A 23,143-nucleotide genomic window follows, 5' to 3' on the forward strand; every position below is an offset into this window, starting at 1 on the left:
GACGACGGTGCGACGCGCAGTGTGTCCGGGCTCTTTCGATCCGGTGACCCTCGGTCATCTCGACATCATCGAGCGGGCCAGCCGCCTCTACGACGAGGTGTACGTGGCGGTCTTCGTGAACTCCTCGAAGAAGGGCCTCTTCAGCCACGGTGAGCGGCTGGAGATGCTCCGCGAGGTGACCGAGCATCTGTCGAACGTGAGGATCGACTCCTTCAAGGGACTCGTGGTCGACTACTGCAAGGCCAACGAGATCCCCGTGGTCGTCAAGGGCATCCGGGCCGCCTCCGACTTCGACTACGAGCTCCAGATGGCGCAGATGAACCACGGTCTGGCCGATGTGGAGACGCTGTTCATGCCGACCAACCGGCTCTATTCGTTCCTGTCGTCGAGTCTGGTCAAGGACGTGGCGAAGTGGGGCGGCGACGTGTCGGCGCATGTTCCGCAGACGGTGGCGCGTCGTCTCGTCGCCCGGCTACGTGAGCAGTGACACAATCGCCAGTACAGAGCCGGACCATGGCCAGGGGAGTGTCCCCGGCGTGAGCGGGACGAAGTTGAGGGGAGTACCGGGTGGGGCCACTGGAGCGCATTGAGGAGATCATCGCCTACGTCGAACAGGCGAAGGCGGTGCCGATGTCCCGTGCCGCCAAGATCGACCGCGGCGAGATCATCGCCATGCTGGAGGAGCTCTCCGGCGAGCTGCCCGCCGAACTGCGCCGCGCCGACGCCATGCTCGCCGAGCGCGACAAGATCATCGAGGCCGGTCAGCGCGAGGGCTCGCGCATCATCACCGAGGCCGAGGCCGAGCACGCCCGTCTGGTGTCCCTGCACGAGGTGACCGTCTCCGCCGAGCACGAGGCGCAGCGGCTGATCAACCAGGCGCGCGATGAGGCGAACCGGCTGCGCAACGAGGTGGACGAGTACGTCGACACCACCCTGGCCAACTTCGAGCAGTTCCTGCACCGCGCGCTCAGCGGGGTCGAGCGGGGCCGCGACAAGATGCACGCCCTGCGCGAGATCGGCAGCTTCACCCCGGACATGGAGGAGAAGCCGCTCCCGATGTGAGCGGGCCCCTCGCGTCGATGACGGCCGTCTCCGGGCGGCCGTCCGTCCGGGAGCCGCGGTGTGAGCGCCGCCCCGGGTGAGAGTCCGGCCACCTCGCCTTCCGGCGTCCCCGGCTACCCTCTACCAGGTACGACCCGTAACCCCCTTTCGCCGAGGAGCGTGTGTGTCAGGTAAGCTTCCACGTCGGCCTCTCCATGGCCGAGCCGAGTGATGACGATGCATGAGAAGACGCCCAACCTGGACCCGTCGGCCCCGCTGGTGGTCGACACCCGCAAGTTGCCCCGGTCCCCGGGAGCTCACCAGGAGCTGCGTCTGACGGTGCCGGCATTGGACGGTCTCGGTCCCGGTCTGATCGGCGTGCCGGACGACGCGGAGCTCCTCCTGGAGCTGTCGCTGACTTCGGTCACCGAGGGCGTGCTCGCTTCGGGCACGGTCACCGCTCCCGTCATCGGCGAGTGCGGAAGGTGCCTGCGCCCGATCGAGGACACGTTGGTGGTGGACGTCCAGGAGCTTTACGCCTACCCGGACAGCGCCACCGACGAGACCACCGAAGAGGACGAGGTCATGCGGCTGCAGGACGATCTGATCGACCTGGAGCCACCCGTGCGGGACGCGGTGGTGCTCGGACTTCCGAGCAACCCCCTGTGCCGCCCGGATTGCCCGGGGCTCTGTCCGGACTGCGGACGGGCTTGGGATGAGCTTCCTGCCGACCATCGGCACGAAACGCTCGACCCGCGATGGGCGGAGTTGAGCAAACTGTTGGACCAAGACCGTTCGGAGTGAATTGTGGCCGTTCCCAAGCGTCGGATGTCGCGTAGCAACACCCGGAGCCGTCGCGCGAACTGGAAGGCTCAGGCCGTTAACACCGTCGCCTGCGACCAGTGCCGTTCGCCGAAGCTCCCGCACACCGCGTGCGGCACCTGCGGCACGTACAACGGTCGTACCGTCGTCGAAGTCTGATCGGCAGATCAGCAGTGGTGCAGGGCCGGTCCGCTTCGTCGTCGGCGAGGCGGCCCTCCCCTATCCATCTTGAGGAGGCCTGCGGGGTCTCCTTCGACACCGATCTCCTGACGCTCGCGTTGACGCACCGCTCGTACGCCTACGAGCACGGTGGCCTGCCGACGAACGAGCGCCTGGAGTTCCTCGGTGACGCGGTGCTGAGCCTGGTCGTCACCACGGCCCTGTACAAGCGGTACCCGGATCTGCCCGAAGGGCAGCTGGCGAAGCTTCGGGCCAGTGTGGTGAACATGCGCGCCCTGGCGACGGTGGCGCGCACCCTGGGACCGGTCGGGGTTGGCCCCTACCTGTACCTGGGCAAGGGCGAGGAGTCGACCGGAGGCCGGGACAAGACCAGCATCCTGGCCGACGTGGTCGAGGCGCTGCTCGGCGCGATCTACCTGCAGCACGGCATCGAGGTCGCGGGCACCGTCGTGCGCCGCCTCTTCGATCCGCTGATCGCCGAGGCCAGCCGCCGCGGCGCGGGCCTGGACTGGAAGACCAGCCTGCAGGAGTTCACCGCGGACAACGACCTCGGCGTCCCCGAGTACCGGATCACCGAAGACGGTCCCGACCACGCGAAGATGTTCACCGCGCGGGCCGTGGTCGCCGGTGAGTCCTTCGGAGCCGGGCAGGGGCGCAGCAAGAAAGAGGCGGAGCAGATCGCCGCCGAATCGGCGTGGCGTGAACTCACGCGCCGCCACGAAGAGCAACAGCAGCGGGCGAGTGGCGGCTGAGGCCGCCGCCGAGGCGGACACCGCGACCGACGTCGCGGAGGAGCGCCCCCGGCCGTCCCGTTTGCGTCGATTTGAGGACCGCGCGTATCCACTCGTCGGTCCTCTTTTCGTATTCCTGGTCACCCGCGTCACGCAACTGGTCGTGCTCGCCTGGATGACCCGGCCCGACTCCACCGTCTGGCAGCGCCTGCTGACCTGGGACAGCGGATGGTTCATCCGCGTCGCCTCCGAGGGCTACCCCTCCGGGTTCACCTACGACGCCAACGGCACCCTCGTCGGCAACGGACTGGCGTTCCTGCCCGGATACCCGATGCTGGTGCGCGCCTTCTCCTGGACCGGCCTCTCCTACGAGGCCGCCTCACTGGTCGTGACGGTCCTGGCGTCCTTCGTGGCCGCCGCCTTCGTCTACCTGCTCACCGCCGACATCTGGGGACGCCGGACCGGCATCGCCATGGTGTTCCTGCTCGGCGCCCAGCCGATGTCGCTGGTGCTGTCGATGGGGTACAGCGAGTCGCTGTTCCTGGCCTTCGCCGCGGGCGGGCTGTACGCGATCCGGCGCGAGCGGTGGATCCTCGGCGGGTTCTTCGCCGGGCTCGCGTGCCTCACGCGTGTGGTCGGTGTGGCGGTGACGGTGGCGCTGCTGGTGGCGCTGGTGGAGTACGGGGTCCGGCAGTGGCGGGGGCTCCGGCCGGCTTCGCTGGCGGTTTGGTGGCGGGGCGGGGTGGGGCTCGTGCTGGGGTCGCTCGCGCTGCCGCTGTACTGGTGGTGGGTGGATGCCCGGGTGGGGGCGGCTGGGGCTTGGTTCACGATTCAGGACGCTGGGTGGACTTCGCATTTTGATTTTGGGCGGGGGACTTTGGCTTTTGTCGCCGGGACCTTGCATGACGGGGACGGGTGGGTGGCGGTTAGCACGGCGGTGCTTTTGGTGGTGACTGTCGGGCTTGGGGTTTCGGCGCTGTTCGTGCGACCCAACTGGTGGCCGTTCTTGGTTTATGGGGCGGTGATTTTGGGGATGGGGCTCGGGACTGAGGGGTATTTTCACTCGAAGTTGCGGATTTTGGTGCCGGCGTTGGTGGTGCTGGTTCCGGTGGCGGTGGCTTTTGGGCGTGCGCGGTTGCGGGTGGCGGTGCCGGTGGCGGGGGTTTTGTTGGGGGTTAGTGGGTGGTATGGGGCTTATATGGTGACGGTTTGGCCTTATGCGATTTGAGGGGTGGGTTTTAGTCCCGGCCCCGGCTGTCTCGCTACCACACCCCCCGTTGCGCCGCCTCTCCCGTCACCCTCAGCCCGAGCCCGTCTCCCCGCGCTTCTCGCCCTATCCCCACGGATCGACCGTCCTCTATTCGCCACATCGGCGCTATGTCACGGTCGCCGTCTGGTCAGGGGTTTCACCCCTAGGACCTGACCAGGGGTGCGGCCCCTGGACGCCGGACCTCTCTCGGGAGGCGTCTCCTCCTCTGGGCGGCCAAAGCGACGCTGAACGCAGAACCTGGGGGTGTCAAGACGGTAGTGCGTGTCTTGACACCCCCAGAACCTGCGTTCTCAAAACCACGTCTGGCCGACCGACGGAGGATCCACCTCTCCTATCCCGAGTCACCCCAGCGGATCTGGTCTCGGGGCCGTGTTGTCTTGCGGCTTACGGGCCGTCTCGGTCCGGCTCTACTACAACGAGCTTCGTCTGTTGCCCGGGTTCTGACCCCGTAGCAAGCCAGTCACCTCGCCCGGGTCTAAAACAACAAGCCGGTTCCCCACCCGGGTTCTGACTCCGTTGCCAGCCAGTCACCATGCCCGGCTCAGATCCCACCCCGCACCGCCCCGCCGACCCCACTCCAGTCCTCGCCCGGGCCGGGCGCGTTACCTGTCACGGTGTTCGCGCCCGGCTCGCTTGCGTTCTTTCGCTTCTACCAACCCAGCTCTTACCAGCCCATTTCTTACCAGCCCAGTGCGCTGATCTCCGCCGCTGAGGTCCAGGGGCCGCGTGCGCCTGCTTCGGTCAGGGCGCGCAGGCGTACGTATCTGGCGGTGGTCGGCCAGGTTCTGGCCGTTTTCACGGTCGCGTCGTCGGTGAAAGTGCCCGTTGCCGCTGTGGTCCAGGTGGTTCCGTCTTGGCTTAGCGCGATTTCGTATTCGCCTATGCGGCCGTTGGGGCTGCCGTCTTGGCGGGGGGTGTATTGGATGGCGGTGACGGTTTTTTGCGCGCCCAGGTCCATGCGGATGTCGTGGGGGAGTGGTGCTGGTCCTGGTGGGGTGCCGCCGGTTGACCATTTGGTGTGCCAGATGGTCGAGGTGGTGCCGTCGGTGGCGTTGGTGGCGCGGCCGTTTTCCGACGTTGTTTCTTCGCTGTCGGCGGTGACGTTCGCGATGGCCAGCTTTCCGGAGCCCATGACGGGGTCGGTGAGGCTTGGGGTGCCGTTCTCCATGTGGCCGGCGAAGCGGCGGAGGAAGGCGTCTGCCGTGCCGGTTGCGGTTGCGGTGAGGTCGTACCAGCCGGAGGTGCCGCCGGTGGTGAAGTAGTCCTCGGTGGACTGTCCGGGTTGGAGTTGGTAGGTCCAGGGGCCGCCGGCGCGGTTGTTGGGGGTGATGGTGAGGGTGCAGGCCTTCTGGCCCGCGTTGGTCATTTTCAGGTAGACCTTGTTCTCCGCGGGGGCGTGGCGGAGGGTGACTTCGGGGTTGGCGTTGCCGGTGGTGGTGGCCGTTGATCTGTTGCCGGTGAAGCGGCGGATGAAGCCGTTGGGGCCGGTGACGATGAGGTCGTAGGCGCCGGTGGGGGTTCCGGCCTGCCAGTAGTCGCTGAGGCTCTTTCCCGCTTCTACGGTGTAGCGCCAGGGGCCGTCGGTGCGGAAGTTGGCGGCGTGGACGTAGAAGTGGGCGGCGGTGGTGGTGCCGTGGTTGGTGAAGTCGAGCCAGAACTTGTCGCTCGCGACGCGGCCGTGGACGGCGAGGTCGTAGGGGAGGGGGCGGGCGGGTTTGACGCCGCTCTCCTGGGTGGGGAGGGCTTGGACGGCCGGGGGTTGGGGGTTGGTGGACATGGGACCGCCGGTGGGGACGGGGGTCGGCAGGGCTGGGTAGGACACGTTGGAGGTGGTGGTGTCCAGGGCGCCGGTGAGGTCGCCGCAGACGGCTCGGCGCCAGGGGGTGATCTGGGGTTCGGCGACGCCGGACCACTTCTCCAGGAAACGCAGGACGGAGGTGTGGTCGAAGACCTCGGAGCAGACGTTGCCGCCGCGGCTCCAGGGGGAGACCACGAGCATGGGGACGCGGGTGCCCAGGCCGATGGGGGCGTCCAGGTAGATCTCGTCGGTCGTCGCCACCGTGGACTGGCCGTCCGATGAGGACAGCGGGGGTGCGGGGTTGGGGACGTGGTCGAAGAAGCCGTCGTTCTCGTCGTAGGTGATGAAGACGACGGTCTTGTTCCACACGTCGGGTTTGGACGCGATGGCGTCGAGGATGCCCTTGGTGAACTCGGCGCCCTGGTTGGGGCCCCAGTCGGGGTGCTCGGACTTCTTCTCGGGGGCCACGATCCAGGACACGGCGGGGAGGCGGCCGGCGGTGACGTCGGCGGCGAAGGCGGGGACGGTCTGGTCGGGGCGGACGCGGTGGAGGGCGCGGTCGTAGAGGCTGCGCTCGGCGGGGGTGAGGGTGGCCAGGCCCTGGTCGAGTTTGGCCAGGAGGGCGTCCTGGTCGGGTTTCGACGCCTTGGCGAGGGCGTAGTAGAAGTACTCCAGTTTGGACTGCCCGGTGTAGGCGAGGGCCTTCTTGCCCACGGCCAGCATGGACGCGAAGTAGTCCAGGGAGTTGTCGCCGTAGTTGTCCCACTCCTGGTAGACGCGCCAGGAGCGGCCGGCGGCCTCCAGGCGCTCGGCGTAGGACTTCCAGGTGTAGCCGGTGTGGCCGGGGTTCTGCCAGGAGTCGTTGCCGATGGCGCGTTTGGTGGTGCCGGGCTCGTAGCCGATCATGCCGCTGAACAGGAAGAAGCGGTTCGGGTTCGTCGGGCCCATCTCCGAGCAGTGGTAGGCGTCGCAGATGGTGAAGGCGTCGGCGAGCTGGTAGTAGAACGGCAGGGCCGAGCGCAGGTGCGTGGTCATGGTGCGGACGCCCTTGTTGGGCACCCACTGGTCGTGGCGGCCCTTGTTCCAGGCGTTGTGGCCGTCGCCCCAGCCGTGCGGGGTGCCCTGCATGAACTGGTCGTCGACGGGATAGGGCAGGACGTATCCGGTGCCGTTCGGCTGGCGGTAGACGGGCTGGCCGCCCGGGAGGGAGATCGCGGCGGGATCGCGGAAGCCGCGGACCCCGCGCATCGTGCCGTAGTAGTGGTCGAAGGAGCGGTTCTCCTGCATCAGGATCACCACGTGCTCGATGATGTCGAGGCCACCCGTCGGTGCCGGGGCGGCGAGGGCCTCGCGCAGGCTGTCGGGCAGGAGGGCGAACGCGGCCGCCGCGCCCGTGGCGGCGGTCGCGGAGCGGAAGAAGGATCGTCTGTCCATGATGGCCTTCGAGGTGAGGGTGCCGGGACACGCCGGATCTGTTGAAGCTTGTTGCCTTTACTGTTCGATCCTGGCGTTGGACGACATTTTGGTGGAGTTCCGGTGAACCGCGCAAGAGTCACCGGATGAAATCCCTCGGTGATCACCGCACCCGTCCCGGGCGTGGAAACGGCCGCTGGGTACGGTTCCCCCGACCACCCCTCAAGGAGCGGCTTTGTACGAGATCCTGGGCTCTCTGTTCGCCTTCGCCATCGTCGGCGTGTTCATGATGGCCGCCGGGCGGCTCATGGGCCTGCGCGTCGGACCCGTGCGGGCCGGGGCTTCGGCGTTCGTCGGCCTGGCCGTCGCCGGGGTCACCGTGGGGCCGCTGCTGGAGCAGAACCGGGTCACCGCGTTCTGGATGTTCGCGGGGACCGCGCTGATCGCCACGCTCATCGTCATGGCGCTGCTGGAGGTGGTGCGGCTGCGGCCGTCGGTCCTCATCTCCTGGTGGGGCGCGATGCGGCGGCGCGTGCGGCGGGCGCGGCGGTACTCCACGATCACCGCGATCGGCGTCCGGCACGGCCTCGGCGGATACCTGAGCGGACGCCGCAGGCCCGGCGGCTCCAACGTCGCCCTGGCCCGCTCGCTGCGGGCGGCGCTGGAGGACGGCGGGGTCACCTTCGTCAAGCTCGGCCAGGTCCTGTCCACCCGCCGCGACCTGTTCGGCCCGGCGGTGATCAACGAGCTGACCCGCCTCCAGGACAGCGTGGAGCCCGTCCCGTGGCAGCGGGTGGAGCTGCTGCTCGCCGAGGAGCTGGGCGCGCCCGTCGGCGAGGTCTTCGCCGAATTCGACCACGAGCCGATCGCCGCCGCCTCCATCGCGCAGGTCTACCGGGCGACCCTCCACACTGGAGAGTCGGTGGTGGTGAAGGTGCAGCGGCCCGGCATCGGGCCGGTCGTGGAACGCGACCTGGACATCGTGGCGCGGCTGTCGCGGACCCTGCACCAGCGCGCCGAATGGGCCCGCAACATCGGCCTGCGCGACCTCGCCGACGGCTTCAGCGAGGCCCTGCGCGAGGAACTGGACTTCCGCATCGAGGCCCGCAACCTGGCCGCCGTCCGCGCCGCCGCCGGCGACGACGGCGAGATCGTGCTGCCCGAGGTCCACGAGGACTTCTCCAGCCGCCGCGTGCTGGTCATGGAGCGCCTCACCGGCGTCCCGATCGGCTCGGCGAAGGCCGCCGAGGCCGTGGCGGGCACCGACCGGGCCGCGCTGGCCCGCACGCTCCTGCACACCCTGTTGCGGCAGGTCCTCATCGACGGCGTCTTCCACGCCGACCCGCACCCGGGCAACATCATGCTGCTGGACGGCAACCGCCTCGGGCTCATCGACTTCGGCTCCGTCGGCCGCATCGACGCCGGACTCCAGGCCGCCCTCCAGACGCTCCTGCTCGCCATCGACCGGCGCGATCCCGCCGGGCTGCGCGACGGCCTCATCGAGATCATGGAACGTTCCGACAGCGTCGACGGCGACCGCCTCGAACGCGCCCTCGGCCGCTTCATGGCCCGCCACCTCACCGCCGGGCAGGTTCCCGACGCGGGCATGTTCACCGACCTGTTCAAGCTCGTCTCCGCCCACGGGATCGCCATTCCCCGCGAGATCGCCGCCGCCTTCCGGGCACTGGCCACAGTGGAGGGAACCCTCTCCGACCTCGCGCCCGGCTTCCACATCGTCGACGAGGCCCGCGCCTTCGCCTCCGCCCAGGTCACCGCCGGACTCGGCGCCGGCGGGCTGGAGGACGCCCTCATGCGCGAGCTCGTCCCGCTCATGCCCGTCCTGCGCCGCCTGCCCCGCCGCGCCGAGCGCATCAGCGCCGCCCTCGAACGCGGCCAGCTCTCGGTCAACGTCCGCCTCTTCGCCGACGCCCGCGACCGCAAGACCTTCGCCGGCTACCTCGGGCAGGCGCTGCTGACCATCCTCGGCGCCACCACCGGCATCATGTCGGTGATGCTGCTGAGCAACGACGACGGACCGCAGATCGCGCCCCAGGTGAGCGTCTTCCAGATGTTCGGTTTCCTGGTCCTGCTGGTCAGCATCACCATCATCGTCCGCGTCCTTGTCGGGATCTTCCGCCACAGGCCATGATGGGCGGCATGACCGTCCTCCACGGCCGGCGCCCGGACGAGGGCCCGGCGCCGCACCTCGGTCCACATCGGACCATCGCGGTCCTCTCCGACGTCCACGCCAACGTGCCCGCGCTGACCGCCGTGCTCGCCGAGCCCGAGGTCGCCGCCGCCGACCGGATCGTCTTCCTCGGCGACCTCACCTGGGGACCCGAGCCCCACGAGACGATCGCGATGGTCCGCGCCCTCGGCGAGCGCGCGACCTGCGTCCGCGGCAACGCCGACCGCGCCGTGCTGGACTACGCGCGCACCGACCGCGTGCCCGAACGCCCGCGCGACACCTGGATGCCCGCCCGCCACACCGCGGCCGACCTGGACTTCGTGGCCGCCTTCCACTTCACCGTCGTGGCCGAGATCGACGGGCTGGGCGCGGTCCGCTTCTGCCACGGCTCGCCGCGCTCCGACACCGAGGCCATCACCCCGGCCACCGCCGAGGAGCGCTTCGTGACGCTCATGGCGGGCGTGCCCGAGGCGATCCTGGTCTCCGGGCACACCCACCTCCAGTTCGACCGGGCCGTCGGGACGGACTGGCGCAGTGTGAACCCCGGCAGCGTCGGCCTGCCCTTCCACGACGGCGAACCCGGCGTGGCGATGTGGGCGCTGCTCGGCCCCGGCGTCCACTTGCGACGGACCGCCTACGACGCCGCCGAGGCCGTCGAACGCGCCTACGCCGCCGCCGACCCCTCAGCCGACCGCATGAAGGAGCTGCTGCTGACCCCGCCGACGGTCGCCGAGATCGTCGCCCACGCCGAGGCGCGCGTCTTCAGCGACTGACCGCCCGGTACCGGCGGTTGCGGACCAGGCCGAGCTCGCCGATGGTGTTGGTATTGCGCTGCTGCGGGTCCTGCTGGCTGGCGCGGGCCCGCACGAGCTCGGTGAGGCGGGCGAACTCGCGGACCGGGTGGATGAACTCCGCGGGGGAGTCCACGCCCTCGGTGAACAGCTCCAGCAGCGCGCCGGTGAAGGCGGTGTGGGTCTCGCCGGGCGGGGCGAGCGCGGGCTGGGTCGCCGCCGAGGCGGTGAGGATGTAGGTGCCGCCGATGTCGGGTGTCCTGATCGGACCGTCGCCGGGGCCCATCGTGCCGTCGAGCGCGCGGCCGGAGAAGCAGCAGTCCAGGACCAGGATCTTGTTGCGGGCCGGGCCGCTCTCCAGGTGCCTGCCGACGGTGGCGTAGGGCAGCGCGGTGTCGGCGGGGTCGAGGCTCTCGGCGTCGCGGACGCCCAGGTACAGCGCGGGTGTGTACGGGTCGGCGAGGCCGTGCCCGGCGAAGTACAGCAGGAAGGTGTCGGTGGCGATCGCCGACAGTTCCTTGAGTTTGGCGCGGAACTCGTGCCGGGACGGGTTCAGCAGCGTGGTCACCCGGCTGGGGTCGAAGCCGCCGTGCTCGGGATGCGCCAGGACCTCGCCCAGGCCGGTCAGGTTGGCCGCGACCGACTCCAGCGGTTCCAGCGCGGGATCGTCGTAGTGGGCGGTGCCGACCAGGAGCGCGTAGGACTCGGTGCGCACCGGCAGGCGGTCGCGGCTGGGTGCGGGCGGCGCGGCGGGCGCGGCCTCGCCGGGCAGCCGCAGCCCGGCGATGTCGCGGGACAGCTCGTGCGCGAGGGCGGCCCGCACGACCTCGGGCGTCACCGTCTCGATGCGGCCGGTGGCCACCATCGGCGCGACCTCGGCGCAGGCGATGGACAGCAGCTCGATGGACTTGGCCGGCTGGAAGCGGTCGGTGACATGGCGATCGGCCAGGACGACGGCCGCCTCCAGGGTCTCCGGCGGGATGTGGACCTTGTAGCGGCGGGCGAAGTCGGGGACGCGGGCGCGCACGATGTCGGTGGTGCGCTCGATGGTGGGCTCGACGACCTGGACGGTGCCGAACAGGTTGCGGGTCAGGGCCGCCTTGGCGGTCTCGTACTCGTCGGGGGTGAGGATGAGGGCGACCTGGAGGGCGCCGGATTCCATGAGCGCCCACAGGTGCGCGGTGACGCTGCCGGGGCGGCGGGGATTGGCGAAGTCGAGGTAGACCGGGGCGTCGGAGATCGCCAGCAGCGCGCGCTTGCCGCTCAGGTCGGTGAGGATCCGCCTCAGCTCGCGGTAGAAGGCGTCCCCGCCGTAGGTCTCCCGCGCGATGGCCGCCCAGTCGAGGTGGCGGATCACGGTGTCCTGGAGCGGGTTGGCCACCCGCCGCTCCTCGACGCGCCGCGCGAGTCCCTTGAGGACGGACATGGCGTCCATCCCGGGCCGGGCCAGCAGAACGGCGTTGCTGGCGTGGGCGCGGATCAGGACGCGGTACAGGCGCTCGACCTCGTCCTCGGCGGCCATCGCGTCCGCACCGGTGACGGGTGTGAGGAAGCGGCCGATCCAGGTGGGCGGGACCGACACGGCCCGGGCCTGCTCCTCGCCCATCCAGTCCATCGGCGTGGTGCCGGTCGGGCTCGCGGGCTCGGTGGTCGTCGGCCAGGCGGTGACGTCGGCCTCCTCGTAGGACTCGGTCACCGAGGACTCGTTCCGCAGCGGGCTGAGGACGTCCGGCGGCACGATCGGGCGGGGCAGCGCGGCGAGCGCGACCCGGCGCATTCCATCCTGGTCGTGGCCGAGATGGTCGAGGGCGTACATCGCCCGGCCCTGCCAGTGCCGCACGAGCGCCAGCAGCAGGTGCGAGGAATCCACCTGTGGCGAGCCCAGGGCGACCGCCTCGCTCTCGGCGAGGCTCAGGACCTTGGCCAGGTTGGCCGTGTACTGGCCCCGGCGGGAGCCGTACTCGAAGCGCTGAAGCTCCGTGCGCAGGACGTGCTCGACCTTCAGGTGGGTGATGTCCCGCTCGGCGAGCGCGCGGGCGACGCTCCGCCAGGGCTCGCTGCCACCGGGGTCCAGCAGGGCGAGGAGGAGGTGCTCGGTGCCGATGTGGTCGTCGGTCCGCGCTTTGTGCTGCGCCGAGAGTTTGACCAGTTTCGCCTCGGCCGAATCCTCCACGCGGTCCCCTATCTCCCCAGTGCCCACCTCACCGTATCGGTCACCGACGCGTGCGACCACACGTAGCCCGCCTCCGTCAGCACCCTCGGCTTGACCAGCGCGCCCCGCAGCAGCTCCACCGCCGCCTCGCCCACCACCGCGCGCAGCGCGAAGCCCGGCACCACCCACGGCGTGGGCCGTCCCAGCGCGTTCCCGAGAGCCTTGATGAGGTCGGCGTTGGTCGCCGGGGTCGGGCCGACGAGGTTCACCGGACCGGCGATCTCACCCGCCAGCAGCATGAGGGTGGCGTCCACCCAGTCGCGCTCGGAGATCCAGGAGAACCACTGCCGTCCGCTCCCGAAGCGCCCGCCGAGCCCGAATTTCACCACCGGCACGAGCCGCTTCAGGATCGCCGAGCCGGGCCCGAGGGTCAGGCCCGTGCGCAGCAGGACGACGCGCGCCCCGGCGGCGCTCGCCGGTTCGGTGGCGGCCTCCCAGGTCTTGCAGGTGAGGCCGAGGAAGTCGCCGGAGGGCGGCGCCGATTCGTCCACTTCGGAGTCGGAGCCGCCGTAGTAGCCGACCGCGGATCCGTTCAGCAGCACCGGGACGCCCGCCGCGGCCACGGCCTCGGCGATGGTGCGGGTCGGTTCGACGCGGGAGGCGCGGATGAGTCCCTTGTAGGCGGGCGACCAGCGGTGGTCGCCGACTCCGGCGCCGCACAGGTTGACCACGGCGTCGGCGCCGGACAGGGCGGCCGGGTCGAGCGGCCCGCGGTAAGGGTCCCAGCGGATCTCTTCGGGCGCGGCGGGTTCGCGGCGGACGAGGCGGGCGACGTCGTGCCCGTCGCCGCGCAGCCGGGCGGTGAGGGCCGTGCCGAGGTGACCGGAGGAACCGGCGATGACGATCCGCATCCGCCCAGGCTATAGCCAGCCGCTCTTCTTGAGCTTGCGATAGACCAGCCAGGACGCGATCGCGATGACCAGGACGACCAGCGGGTAGCCGACCTTCCATTTCGTCTCGGGCATGAACTCGAAGTTCATCCCGTAGAACCCGGCGATCATGGTGGGGACGGCGATGATCGCCGCCCACGACGAGATCTTGCGCATGTCCTCGTTCTGGCGCACCGCCACCTGCGCCAGGTGCGCCTGGAGGATGTTGGTGATGAGCTCGTTGAGGCCGTCGATGGTGCCGTCCACCCGGTCCAGGCGGTCCAGGGTGCGCTGGAAGGCCTCCTGGGTGCCCTTGTGGACCTCCACGTCGCCGCGCGCCAGATCCGACAGGATCGCGTGCAGGGGGTCCTCCACGCGCCGGAAGAACAGGACCTCCCGCTTGATCGCGTAGATCTCTTCCATCGGGTGCACGCCGTGCTCGTCGAAGACGTCGTGCTCCAGCTCGATGATGTCGCCCTCGATCTCGTGGGCGATCTTGTCGTAGCCGGTCACCACCTCGTCGCACACGGCCTGGACGACGGCGTGCGGGCCGCAGGCGAGGAACTTGGTGCGCGCCTCCAGCCGCCGCCGGACGCCGGTGAGCAGCTCGGGCGCGCCGTCGTGGGCGGTGAGGATGGCGTCCTCGGTGACGCATATGAGCATCCGCGTGGTGGCCAGGTTGGTGGTCTCGCCGTCGGTGCGCACGAAGGCCTTGAGCGCGATCAGCAGGAGGCCGTTGACGCGCTCGATGGCGTGGCGGGGCCGGTGCTGGGTCAGCTCGGTGAACGGCAGGCCGGACATGCCGAGCTGGTCGGTGAGCGACTCGAACTCCTCGCGGGTCGGCGCGACCAGGTCCACCCACACGAAACCGCCGCGCTGTTCGCGGACCTGGTTGAGGGCGTCGACCGGCGGGCCGGTGGACTCGATCCGGCGTCCGGCGCGGTAGGCGGTGGCGACGAAGGGCATGGAAGGTATTGTCACCCGCCCGCGCCGCCCCGGACATGCGGGAGCCCCCGCGCCCGATGGGCGCGGGGGCTCCGCGAAGGTTTACCTAGAGACCGAGCTCGGCCTCGAAGTGGCCCTCTTCCAGGCGCGCCTTGACCGCGGTCAGGTAACGCGCGGCGTCGGCGCCGTCCACGATCCGGTGGTCGTAGGACAGGGCCAGGAACATCATCGAGCGCGGCACGATGACCTCGCCCAGGTCGGGGTCCTGGACGACCACGGCGCGCTTGACGACCGCGCCGGTGCCCAGGATCGCCGACTGCGGCGCGTTCACGATCGGCGTGTCGAACAGCGCGCCGCGCGAACCGGTGTTGGTCAGCGTGAAGGTGCCCCCGGTGATGTCGTCCGGGGTGAGCTTGTTGGTGCGGGTCCGGTCGGCCAGGTCCGCGATGCGCTTGGACAGGCCGCCCAGGTTCAGCTCACCGGCGTTCTTGATGACCGGGACGATCAGGCCCTTCTCGGTGTCCACGGCGACGCCGAGGTTCTCCGACTCGGGGTAGGTGACCGTCTTGGCGTCCATGTCGATCGTCGCGTTGACCTGCGGGAAGGTCTGCAGGGCCTCCACGGCCGCCATCGCGAAGAACGGCAGGAAGGACAGCTTGACGCCGTGGCGGGCGAGGAACGCGTCCTTGGCCTTGGCGCGCAGCTGCGCGATGCGCGTGACGTCGACCTCGACCACCGAGGTGAGCTGCGCCTGCGTGTGCAGGGCCTCCACCATCCGGGTGGCGATGGTCTGGCGCAGGCGCGTCATCTTCTCGGTGCGGCCGCGCAGCGGGCTCGGCGCCGACGGCGTCGAGGCCGCCGGAGCGGCGGCGGGCGCGGCGGCGACCGGGGCCGGGGCCTTCGCGGCCTCGGCGGCGGCCAGCACGTCCTGCTTGCGGACGCGGCCACCGACACCGGTGCCGGCCAGCGCGGCCAGGTCCACGCCGTGCTCGGCGGCCAGCTTGCGGACCAGCGGCGTGACGTAGGGACCACCGGCCGACGGCGCGGCGGCGGGAGCCGGAGCCGCAACGGGCGCGGGGGCGGCAGGAGCCGGAGCAGCCGGGGCCGGGGCCGCGACGGGCGCGGGGGCCGGGGCGGCGACCGGAGCCGGGGCGGCAGGGGCGGGCGCGGCGGCCGGTGCGGGAGCGGCGGCGGGAGCGCCACCGGCCGCGCCGATCACCACGAGCGTCGCGCCGACCTCGACGGTCTCGTCCTCGGCGACCTTGATCTCCAGGATCGTACCGGCGACCGGCGACGGGATCTCGGTGTCGACCTTGTCGGTGGACACCTCCAGCAGCGCCTCGTCGACCTCCACGGAGTCACCGACGGCCTTGAGCCAACGCGTCACGGTGCCCTCGGTCACCGACTCGCCCAGCGCGGGCATCGGCACCTCGGTGCCGCCACCGCTCGGCGCCGGGGCGGCCGCGGGGGCTTCGGCAACAGGCGCGGGAGCGGGCGTCTCAGCGACGGGCGCGGGCGCGGCGGCGGGAGCCTCCTGCGCGGCCGGAGCCGGCGCGGCGGGCGCCTCGGCGGACTCGCCCTCCTCGGAGATCACCGCGAGCTCGGCACCGACCTCGACGGTGTCGTCCTCGCCCGCGACGATGCGCGTCACCACGCCGGCGGCGGGAGAGGGGATCTCGGTGTCAACTTTGTCGGTGGAGACTTCGAGCAACGGCTCGTCGACTTCGACGCGGTCGCCCTCCTTCTTCAGCCAACGGGTGATGGTGCCCTCGGTGACGCTCTCTCCGAGCGCGGGCATGGTGACCGATACCGGCATTGTCGTCAAACTCCTGTGGTCGTTTACGCGTGCGCGTGCAGCGGCTTGCCCGCGAGGGCCAGGTGGGCCTCGCCGAGAGCCTCGTTCTGGGTCGGGTGCATGTGGACGAGCTGGGCGACGTCACTGGGGAAGGCCTCCCAGTTGTAGATCAGCTGCGCCTCGCCGATGAGCTCACCGACTCGGCTGCCGACCATGTGTACACCCACCACGGGTCCGTCGACGACGCCGACCAGCTTGACGAAACCCTGCGTCTTGAGGATCTGGCTCTTGCCGTTGCCGCCGAGGTTGTAGTTGTACGTCTTGATCTTGTCCGCGCCGTACTGCTCCTTGGCCTTCTCCTCGGTCAGCCCGACGGAGGCCACCTCGGGCTCGCAGTACGTGACGCGCGGGATGCCGGCCTCGTCGATCGGCTTCGGGTTCAGCCCGCCGATCTCCTCGGCCACGAAGATGCCCTGCGCGAAGCCCCGGTGGGCCAGCTGCATGCCCGGCACGATGTCGCCGACGGCGAAGACGCCCGCGACGTTGGTGCGCAGCCGCTCGTCGGTGAGGACGAAGCCGCGGTCCATCGCCACGCCCTGCTCCTCGTAGCCGATGCCCTGGGTGACCGGGCCCCGGCCGACGGCGACCAGCAGCAGCTCGGCCTCGATGGTCTCGCCACCGGCGATGGTCACGGTGACCCCGGCGTCGGTGTGCTTGACGCTCTCGAAGGGCTTGCCGGTCTTGAACTTGATGCCGCGCTTGCGGAAGGTCCGCTCGACCTGCTTGGAGCAGTCGGCGTCCTCGGCGGCGACCAGGCGCGGGAGGGCCTCGACGATGGTGACCTCGGTCCCGAAGGAGTGCCAGGCGGAGGCGAACTCGACGCCGATGACACCCCCGCCCAGGATGACCGCCGACTTCGGCACCCGGTCCAGGCGCAGCGCGTGCTCGGAGGCGATGACCTTGACGCCGTCCACGTCCAGGCCCGGGATGGTCTTGGAGTAGGAGCCGGTGGCCAGGACCACGTTCTTGCCGGTGACGCGGCGGCCGTCCACCTCGACGGTGGTGGGCGCGACCAGCTTGCCGGTGCCCTCGATGTAGTCGACCTTGGCGGCCTTGATCAGGCCCTGGAGGCCCTTGTAGAGCTTGTCGACGACGCCGTCCTTGTAGGAGTTGACGCCGTTCATGTCGATGCCCGCGAGCTCGGCGATGACCCCGAACTGCTCGCTCTCGCGCGCGGAGTCGGCGACCTCGGCGGCGTGCAGAAGGGCCTTGGTGGGAATGCAGCCCCGGTGCAGGCAGGTGCCCCCGACCTTGTCCTTCTCGATCAGTGCGACGCTGAGACCGAGCTGGGACGCACGGAGGGCACACGCGTAACCGCCGCTGCCGCCGCCCAGGATTACCACGTCGTAATCGCTCACGAGTTCTCCCAAAGTCATCCTTGACGTTCGACGCCCATCCTCGCACCTGACGCGTGGCACATGTGGCGGGACCCGTGGCCCGGTGTGTGCGGGCACACGTGTGAGCGCGAATACGCTTGAATCTCCATCGACCCCGTCCATATCCGCAGAGGAGACCGCCCGTGTGGCCGTTTCGCCGCAAGCGCCGCTCAGGCGACGCCGACCGGGGCGCCGGTTCAGGCGACCTGGCGCACCTTGAGGAGTTCGTGCGCACCCGCGTGGGCGTCGAGGCGTACGTCGAGCCCCAGACCACCGTCACCGAGCACACGGTGATCCTCATCGCGTCGGACGGCGAATGGACCCGCCGTCGCGTCGACGGACCGTCTGCGGCCTACCGGCTCGGCAAGCGCCTCGGCATCCCCGTGTACGACGTCGCCCGCGTCGGCTATCCGCAGCGCAAGCGCGACTACGACGCCCGCCAGCGGATCCGCCGCCGCCCCTGAGAGCGGGGGCGCGCAAGGCGCCCCCGCCGTCGGGTCACTACAGCGCGCCGACCTCGCGCAGCACCGGCCCGTCCGCTTCCCCGGCCGGGCCGAGCCGCAGCCACCGCTCCACACCGATCTCCCGCAGGAACGGCGCGTCGTGGCTGATGACCAGCAGCGCGCCCCGGTAACCCAGCAGCGCCTGCTCCAGCTCCCGGACACTGCGCATGTCCAGGTTGTTGGTCGGCTCGTCCAGGATCAGCAGCTGCGGCGCGGGCTCGGCCGACAGCACCGCCGCCAGCGCCACCCGCAGGCGCTCGCCGCCGGAGAGCGTGGCGACCTCCTGCTCGGCGCGGTGGTTGCGGACGCCCTCGCGCCGCTGCGCCCGGTTGTTGCGGAAGCCCAGGGCGGCCAGCCGCGCCCGGGCGTCGTGCTCGGACATGGTCGGCGCGTAGCGGCGGACGTTCTCGATGGCGCTGGCGGCGTCATCGAGCAGCTCCAGCCGCTGCGGCAGGTAGTGGACGCCGGGGACGTTGGCGGCGACGGTGCCGCCCTCGGCCCGCAGCGACCCGGTGATCAGGCGCATGAGCGTGGACTTCCCGGCGCCGTTGCCGCCGAGGATCGCGATCCGCTCGGGACCGCGCACGTCGAAGGTCACCGGCCCCGGCAGGTGCGGGTGGGCCAGTTCGCGGACCTCCAGGACCGTCCGGCCCGCCGGGACGCGCGTGGCCGGCAGGTCGAGGCGGATGACCGTCTCGTCCCGCAGTGCCAGCTCGGCCTCGGCGCGGGCCTGCTCGGCCTGCGCCAGCGCCTCCTCGTGCGCGCCCCGGACCTTGCCCGCGGTCACCTCGGCCTTGCGCTTGAGGCCACCGGCGATGATCTTCGGCATGCCCGAGGCCGCCGCCTTGCGGCCCATCTTCGCCCGGCGGGCGATCTTGGTCTCGGCCTCGATCAGGTCCCGCTTCTGCGCCCGGGCGTCGGCCTCGGCGGTCTTGAGGGTCTGCGCCGCCGCGGAGGCCTCGGCGTCCACGACGCCCTGGTAGTGGGTGAAGCCGCCGCCGTAGAAGCGGACGCGGCCCTCGCGCAGCTCGGCGATCTGGTCGACGTGCTCCAGCAGCTCACGGTCGTGGCTGACCAGCAGCAGCGTCTTGGAGAACTCGGCCACCGCGCGGTAGAGGTTGTGGCGTGCCTCCATGTCGAGGTTGTTGGTGGGTTCGTCGAGGACGAGGACGTCCGGCTCGGTCAGCAGCCGCCCGGCGAGGCCGACGAGCATGGACTCGCCGCCGGACAGTGAGGCGACCGGGCGGTCGGGTTCGACGTGGGACAGGCCCAGGCGGTCGAGGGTGGCGCGGGCGCGCTCCTCGACGTCCCAGTCCTCGCCGATGACGGCGAAGTGCCGCTCGTCGGCGTCCCCGCCCTCGATGGCGCGCAGCGCGGCCCGGGTCTCGGCGATGCCGAGGAGCTCGTCCACGCGCCAGTGCAGGCGGATCGGGAGGTCCTGCGGCAGGTACGCCAGGCGCCCGCCGACGCTGATCGCGCCCCTCGTGGGCGTCAGTTCGCCCGTGATGAGCTTGAGCAGCGTGGACTTCCCCGAGCCGTTGTCGCCGATGAGGGCGGTGCGCCCGCCGCTGACGGCGAAGTCGAGGCCGTTGAAAACCGGCGAGCCGTCCGGCCAGGCGAAGGAGATGGCGGCGGCGGTGATGGTGGTCATGAGTGTCGTGCTCCGGGTGTCTCGCGAAGTTGTCGGTGGACGCGTTTGCGAGACACGGCTGACCGGGCCGTGGGGAGCGCGAGGGCATGAAAAAACCCGGCGGCTCCACAGAGATCGCGCGCACGGCGAGGACGGATACGTCGACTCGCTGGCCGTGGTTACGGCCGGTGCGGTGTCTCGCGATCTCAGATGCTCAATGGAGGCCTAACGCCGGGGACAAGGACGCCGATGATCTTAGGTCATCGGCGGCGCGGGCGCAAGGGGTCATTTCCGGAAGCGGACGTGAAAGGACGCCCGGCGCGGGTGCGCGGGCGTCCCGAGTACACCTGGAGGTCAGGCCTGGGCGTGCTCCTCGACCAGCGCGAGCAGCGTGCGCACGGGGACGCCGGTGGCGCCCTTGGCGATGTAGCCGTAGGCCTCACCGGAGCCCGAGGGGCCCGCGATGTCGATGTGGGCCCAGGGCAGGCCCTCGGGGATGAAGCGGGACAGGAAGATCCCGGCCTGGAGCATGTGGCCGGAGCGGTCCATGCCCTGCGCGACCTGGCCGGTGTCGGCGATGGGGGAGTCCATCACCTTCACGATCTCCTCGGGGAACGGCATGGCCCACATGCCCTCGCCGACGCGCTTGCCGGCGGCGACCACGCGGGCGCACTCGTCCTCGTCGCCCATGACGCCGGAGACGCGCTTGCCGAGGGCCACGAGCTGGCCGCCGGTGAGGGTGGAGGTCTCGTAGAGGTAGTCGGGCTCGTCCTCACCGGCGCGCACGATCGCGTCGCAGAGGACCATGCGGCCCTCGGCGTCGGTGTTGAGGACCTCGATGGTCTTGCCGCCGTAGGCGGTGACGACGTCACCGGGGCGGTAGGAGCCGCCGGAGAGCATGTTCTCGGCCAGGGCCGCGTAGGCGGTCACGTTCACGTTCGGCTTGAGCGCGGCCACGGCCAGGATCGTGGAGACCACGGCGGCGGCGCCGCCCATGTCGGTCTTCATCTCCCACATGCCCTGCGCGGGCTTGATGGAGATGCCGCCGGTGTCGAAGGTGATGCCCTTGCCGACCAGCGCCACGTGCTTGGTCGCGCCGGGCGCGCGGTAGGCGAGGCGGACCAGGCGCGGCTTGGCGTCGGAGCCGTTGCCGACGGCGAGGATGCCGCCGAAGCCGCCCTCGGCCAGGGCGTGCTCGTCGAGGACCTGGACGTCGAGGCCCGCGGCGGTGGCCGCCTCGGCGATCTCGTCGGCGAAGCCGGGGGGACGCAGCAGGTTGGCGGGGGTGTTGACCCAGTCGCGGGTCTTGGCCACGGCGGAGGCGATGACGGTGGCGCGCTCCACGTCGGCGGCGGCGCCGACCAGCGTGAACGTGCCCACGGGGAGGATCTTGGGGTCGACCTCACCGGTCTTGTAACCGGCGAAGCGGTACGCGCCCAGCAGCGCGCCCTCCGCGAGGGCGGCTCCGGCCTCCTCATCGGCGGTCAGGACCAGCGCGACCGACTCCTTGCCGGCCGAGGAACGGGCCACCGACCCGGCGGCGCGGCGCAGCGACTCGGTCTTGACGGCCTCGCCCTCGTCGGGGACGGGACCCAGGCCGACGGCGGCGATGACGGGGGCGGTGACCTTGCCGAGCGACGCGAAGCGGGTGACCTCGCCGACCGCGCCGGAGGCGCCGAGCAGTTCCAGGGTGGCCGCGAGCGCGCCGTCGAAGGCGGCGTCGACGCCCTCGGCGCCCGCCGCGAGAGTCAGGTCGTCGCCGCTGTGCAGGCCGATGACGAGGACGTCGACGTCGAGCGTCGCGGCATCGGCGGTGGTCAAGGTCAGGTCGGTCACGGTGGCTTCCTCAATCAGTGTCTGGGAGCATTGGGCACGTCTGAGCTGTGGCACGTGGATCTTTCTCGGTCCCGTCGATCGTACGGCCAGGCCCCTCGCGGTAGGTTCCCCTCATGACATCGCAGTCTCGCCGCTCACCCCTTCACGACCGCCATGTCGCCGCCGGCGCGAAGTTCGCCGAGTTCGGCGGGTGGGACATGCCGCTGGAGTACGCCGGGGGCGGCGTCATCGCCGAGCACACCGCCGTCCGCGAGGCCGCGGGCCTGTTCGATGTTTCGCACCTGGGCAAGGTCGAGGTGCGCGGGCCGGGCGCGGCGGAGTTCGTGAACCGCTGCCTGACCAACGACCTGGGACGCATCGAGCCCGGCAAGGCCCAGTACACCCTGTGCTGCGATGAGAGCGGCGGCGTGGTCGACGACCTGATCGCCTACCTGTACGGCGACGAGCGCGTCTTCCTGATCCCCAACGCGGCCAACACCGCCGAGGTCGCGCGCCGCCTGAGCGCCGCCGCGCCCGAGGGCGTCACGATCGAGGACGAGCACGAGAACTACGCGGTCCTGGCCGTCCAGGGCCCCAACTCCACCGAGGTCCTCACGGCGCTGGGGCTGCCGACCGACCACGAGTACATGTCCTTCGCCGAGGCCAAGCTGGGCGACGCGACCCTCATCGTGTGCCGCACCGGCTACACCGGCGAGCACGGCTACGAGCTGGTCGTCCCGTCCGCCGACGCGGTGGCGGTGTGGGACGCGCTGGTCGCCGCCGGTGAGCCGTTCGGGCTGCGCCCGGCGGGCCTGGGCGCGCGCGACACCCTGCGCACCGAGATGGGCTACCCGCTGCACGGCCACGAGCTGTCCCTGGACATCACCCCCAACGAGGCCCGCACGGGCTGGGCGGTGGGCTGGAAGAAGCCCGAGTTCTGGGGCCGCGCGGCCCTGGTCGCCGAGAAGGAGGCCGGTCCCGGCCGCCGCCTGTGGGGCCTGGAGGCCACCGGGCGCGGCATCCCCCGCGCCGACCAGGTCGTCATGTCCGGCGACGACGCCGTGGGCATCGTGACCTCCGGCACGTTCTCCCCGACCCGCAAGGTCGGCATCGCGCTGGCGCTGCTGGACACCTCCACCGGCCTCGATGAGGGCGCCGAGGTCGAGGTGGACGTGCGCGGCCGCCGCGTCGCCATGACGGTCGTGAAGCCGCCGTTCGTGCGGCCGTCGGTGAAGTGACACATCCCCGGCCTACGCTGGCCGGGTGATCGGATACGAAGACGTCCGCGAATGGGTGCTCGCGCTCCCCGGCTGCCGTGAGGTGTTCGTCGGGGAGTGGGGCCGTTTCACGCTGCGCGTCGGTGAGAAGGTCCTGGTGCTCGGCCACGAGGGCGAGCACGCGGTGACGGTCAAGGCAAGCCGCGAAGAGCAGGCGATGCTGCTGGAGCGCGCGCCGGAGGTCTACTCGAAGGCGCCCTACGTGGGCCGCTTCGGCTGGGTCCTGGTCGACCTGGCGAAGGCCGACCCGGACGAGCTGCGCGAGATCGTCGAGGACGCCTGGCGCGGCACCGCCCCGAAGAAGCTGGTGCGGGAACACGACGGGACGTCGTAAGGCCAATGGAGCGACGGGACGTCGTAGAAGCGATGCGGTGACCGGACGTCGTGCGGAACCCGGCCGGACGCCGTGAGAAGCATCGGGCCGGGA

At 70.8% G+C, this 23,143-nt stretch carries 19 protein-coding genes; 11 read left to right on the plus strand and 8 right to left on the minus strand.

Features of this window, described 5'->3' with window-relative positions:
* Positions 1–7 precede the first annotated feature (7 nt).
* From coaD to QSK10_RS23305, 6 genes are all read left to right on the plus strand, one after another.
* Positions 8–487, plus strand: a complete 480-nt coding sequence (gene coaD, locus QSK10_RS23280; RefSeq protein WP_285665411.1) for a pantetheine-phosphate adenylyltransferase — start codon at positions 8–10, stop codon at positions 485–487.
* 80 nt (positions 488–567) lie between these two features.
* Positions 568–1,062 carry a hypothetical protein gene (locus tag QSK10_RS23285; RefSeq protein WP_285665060.1) on the plus strand — a complete coding sequence of 165 codons (495 nt, stop codon included), beginning with the start codon at positions 568–570 and terminating at the stop codon, positions 1,060–1,062.
* A gap of 216 nt (positions 1,063–1,278) precedes the next feature.
* A complete protein-coding gene (locus tag QSK10_RS23290; protein ID WP_285665412.1) occupies positions 1,279–1,845 on the plus strand; it encodes a YceD family protein in 567 nt (188 codons plus the stop codon).
* A 3-nt stretch (positions 1,846–1,848) separates the two neighbouring features.
* Entirely contained in the window at positions 1,849–2,022 is a 174-nt protein-coding gene (gene rpmF / locus QSK10_RS23295) for a 50S ribosomal protein L32 (RefSeq protein ID WP_285665061.1), read from the plus strand.
* A 17-nt stretch (positions 2,023–2,039) separates the two neighbouring features.
* Positions 2,040–2,795, plus strand: coding sequence for a ribonuclease III (rnc, locus tag QSK10_RS23300; protein ID WP_285665062.1), 756 nt, complete (start codon positions 2,040–2,042; stop codon positions 2,793–2,795).
* Positions 2,785–4,002, plus strand: coding sequence for a mannosyltransferase family protein (locus QSK10_RS23305; RefSeq protein WP_285665063.1), 1,218 nt, complete (start codon positions 2,785–2,787; stop codon positions 4,000–4,002). Before rnc ends, QSK10_RS23305 begins: the two co-directional genes overlap by 11 nt.
* Positions 4,003–4,723: 721 nt before the next feature.
* Here QSK10_RS23305 and QSK10_RS23310 read toward each other — a convergent pair.
* On the minus strand, positions 4,724–7,276 hold the full coding sequence (locus tag QSK10_RS23310; RefSeq protein ID WP_285665064.1) for a phosphocholine-specific phospholipase C: 2,553 nt from the start codon (positions 7,274–7,276) through the stop codon (positions 4,724–4,726).
* A 214-nt stretch (positions 7,277–7,490) separates the two neighbouring features.
* On the opposite strand from QSK10_RS23310, the gene QSK10_RS23315 reads away from it, so the two are divergent.
* Both QSK10_RS23315 and QSK10_RS23320 read left to right on the plus strand, forming a co-directional pair.
* Positions 7,491–9,404, plus strand: coding sequence for an ABC1 kinase family protein (locus QSK10_RS23315; protein WP_285665065.1), 1,914 nt, complete (start codon positions 7,491–7,493; stop codon positions 9,402–9,404).
* Between the two features lie 8 nt (positions 9,405–9,412).
* Positions 9,413–10,216, plus strand: coding sequence for a metallophosphoesterase family protein (locus QSK10_RS23320; RefSeq protein WP_285665066.1), 804 nt, complete (start codon positions 9,413–9,415; stop codon positions 10,214–10,216).
* On the opposite strand, the gene QSK10_RS23325 is transcribed toward QSK10_RS23320, so the two are convergent.
* The 5 genes from QSK10_RS23325 to lpdA all read right to left on the minus strand — a co-directional run bounded on the left by QSK10_RS23325 (position 10,206) and on the right by lpdA (position 17,473).
* On the minus strand, positions 10,206–12,407 hold the full coding sequence (locus QSK10_RS23325; protein ID WP_285665068.1) for a caspase, EACC1-associated type: 2,202 nt from the start codon (positions 12,405–12,407) through the stop codon (positions 10,206–10,208). The genes QSK10_RS23320 and QSK10_RS23325 overlap by 11 nt on opposite strands.
* A gap of 8 nt (positions 12,408–12,415) precedes the next feature.
* The gene (locus QSK10_RS23330; RefSeq protein WP_285665069.1) at positions 12,416–13,297 is read right to left on the minus strand and encodes a TIGR01777 family oxidoreductase; all 882 of its coding nucleotides are present in this window, start codon (positions 13,295–13,297) and stop codon (positions 12,416–12,418) included.
* A gap of 9 nt (positions 13,298–13,306) precedes the next feature.
* Positions 13,307–14,281, minus strand: coding sequence for a magnesium and cobalt transport protein CorA (locus QSK10_RS23335; protein WP_285665070.1), 975 nt, complete (start codon positions 14,279–14,281; stop codon positions 13,307–13,309).
* Between the two features lie 85 nt (positions 14,282–14,366).
* A complete protein-coding gene (gene sucB / locus QSK10_RS23340) occupies positions 14,367–16,076 on the minus strand; it encodes a 2-oxoglutarate dehydrogenase, E2 component, dihydrolipoamide succinyltransferase (RefSeq protein WP_285665071.1) in 1,710 nt (569 codons plus the stop codon).
* Positions 16,077–16,099: 23 nt separating this feature from the next.
* Positions 16,100–17,473 (minus strand): dihydrolipoyl dehydrogenase, encoded by a 1,374-nt coding sequence (gene lpdA, locus QSK10_RS23345; protein ID WP_432705357.1) that lies wholly within the window; start codon positions 17,471–17,473, stop codon positions 16,100–16,102.
* 116 nt (positions 17,474–17,589) lie between these two features.
* On the opposite strand from lpdA, the gene QSK10_RS23350 reads away from it, so the two are divergent.
* Entirely contained in the window at positions 17,590–17,955 is a 366-nt protein-coding gene (locus QSK10_RS23350) for a hypothetical protein (protein ID WP_432705358.1), read from the plus strand.
* A 37-nt stretch (positions 17,956–17,992) separates the two neighbouring features.
* Here QSK10_RS23350 and QSK10_RS23355 read toward each other — a convergent pair whose 3' ends face one another.
* Together QSK10_RS23355 and QSK10_RS23360 are read right to left on the minus strand one after the other, a co-directional pair.
* On the minus strand, positions 17,993–19,645 hold the full coding sequence (locus tag QSK10_RS23355) for an ABC-F family ATP-binding cassette domain-containing protein (protein WP_285665074.1): 1,653 nt from the start codon (positions 19,643–19,645) through the stop codon (positions 17,993–17,995).
* A 333-nt stretch (positions 19,646–19,978) separates the two neighbouring features.
* Complete coding sequence (locus tag QSK10_RS23360) at positions 19,979–21,475, minus strand: leucyl aminopeptidase (RefSeq protein ID WP_285665413.1); 1,497 nt, start codon at positions 21,473–21,475, stop codon at positions 19,979–19,981.
* 98 nt (positions 21,476–21,573) lie between these two features.
* Here QSK10_RS23360 and gcvT point away from each other — a divergent pair, with 98 nt between their 5' ends.
* The gene (gene gcvT / locus QSK10_RS23365; protein WP_285665075.1) at positions 21,574–22,677 is read left to right on the plus strand and encodes a glycine cleavage system aminomethyltransferase GcvT; all 1,104 of its coding nucleotides are present in this window, start codon (positions 21,574–21,576) and stop codon (positions 22,675–22,677) included.
* A gap of 25 nt (positions 22,678–22,702) precedes the next feature.
* The gene (locus QSK10_RS23370) at positions 22,703–23,050 is read left to right on the plus strand and encodes an MmcQ/YjbR family DNA-binding protein (RefSeq protein ID WP_285665076.1); all 348 of its coding nucleotides are present in this window, start codon (positions 22,703–22,705) and stop codon (positions 23,048–23,050) included.
* Positions 23,051–23,143 lie beyond the last annotated feature (93 nt).

It is taken from the genome of Actinorhabdospora filicis, assembly GCF_030269765.1.
In the GTDB taxonomy this organism is placed as follows: Bacteria; Actinomycetota; Actinomycetes; order Mycobacteriales; family Micromonosporaceae; genus Actinorhabdospora; species Actinorhabdospora filicis.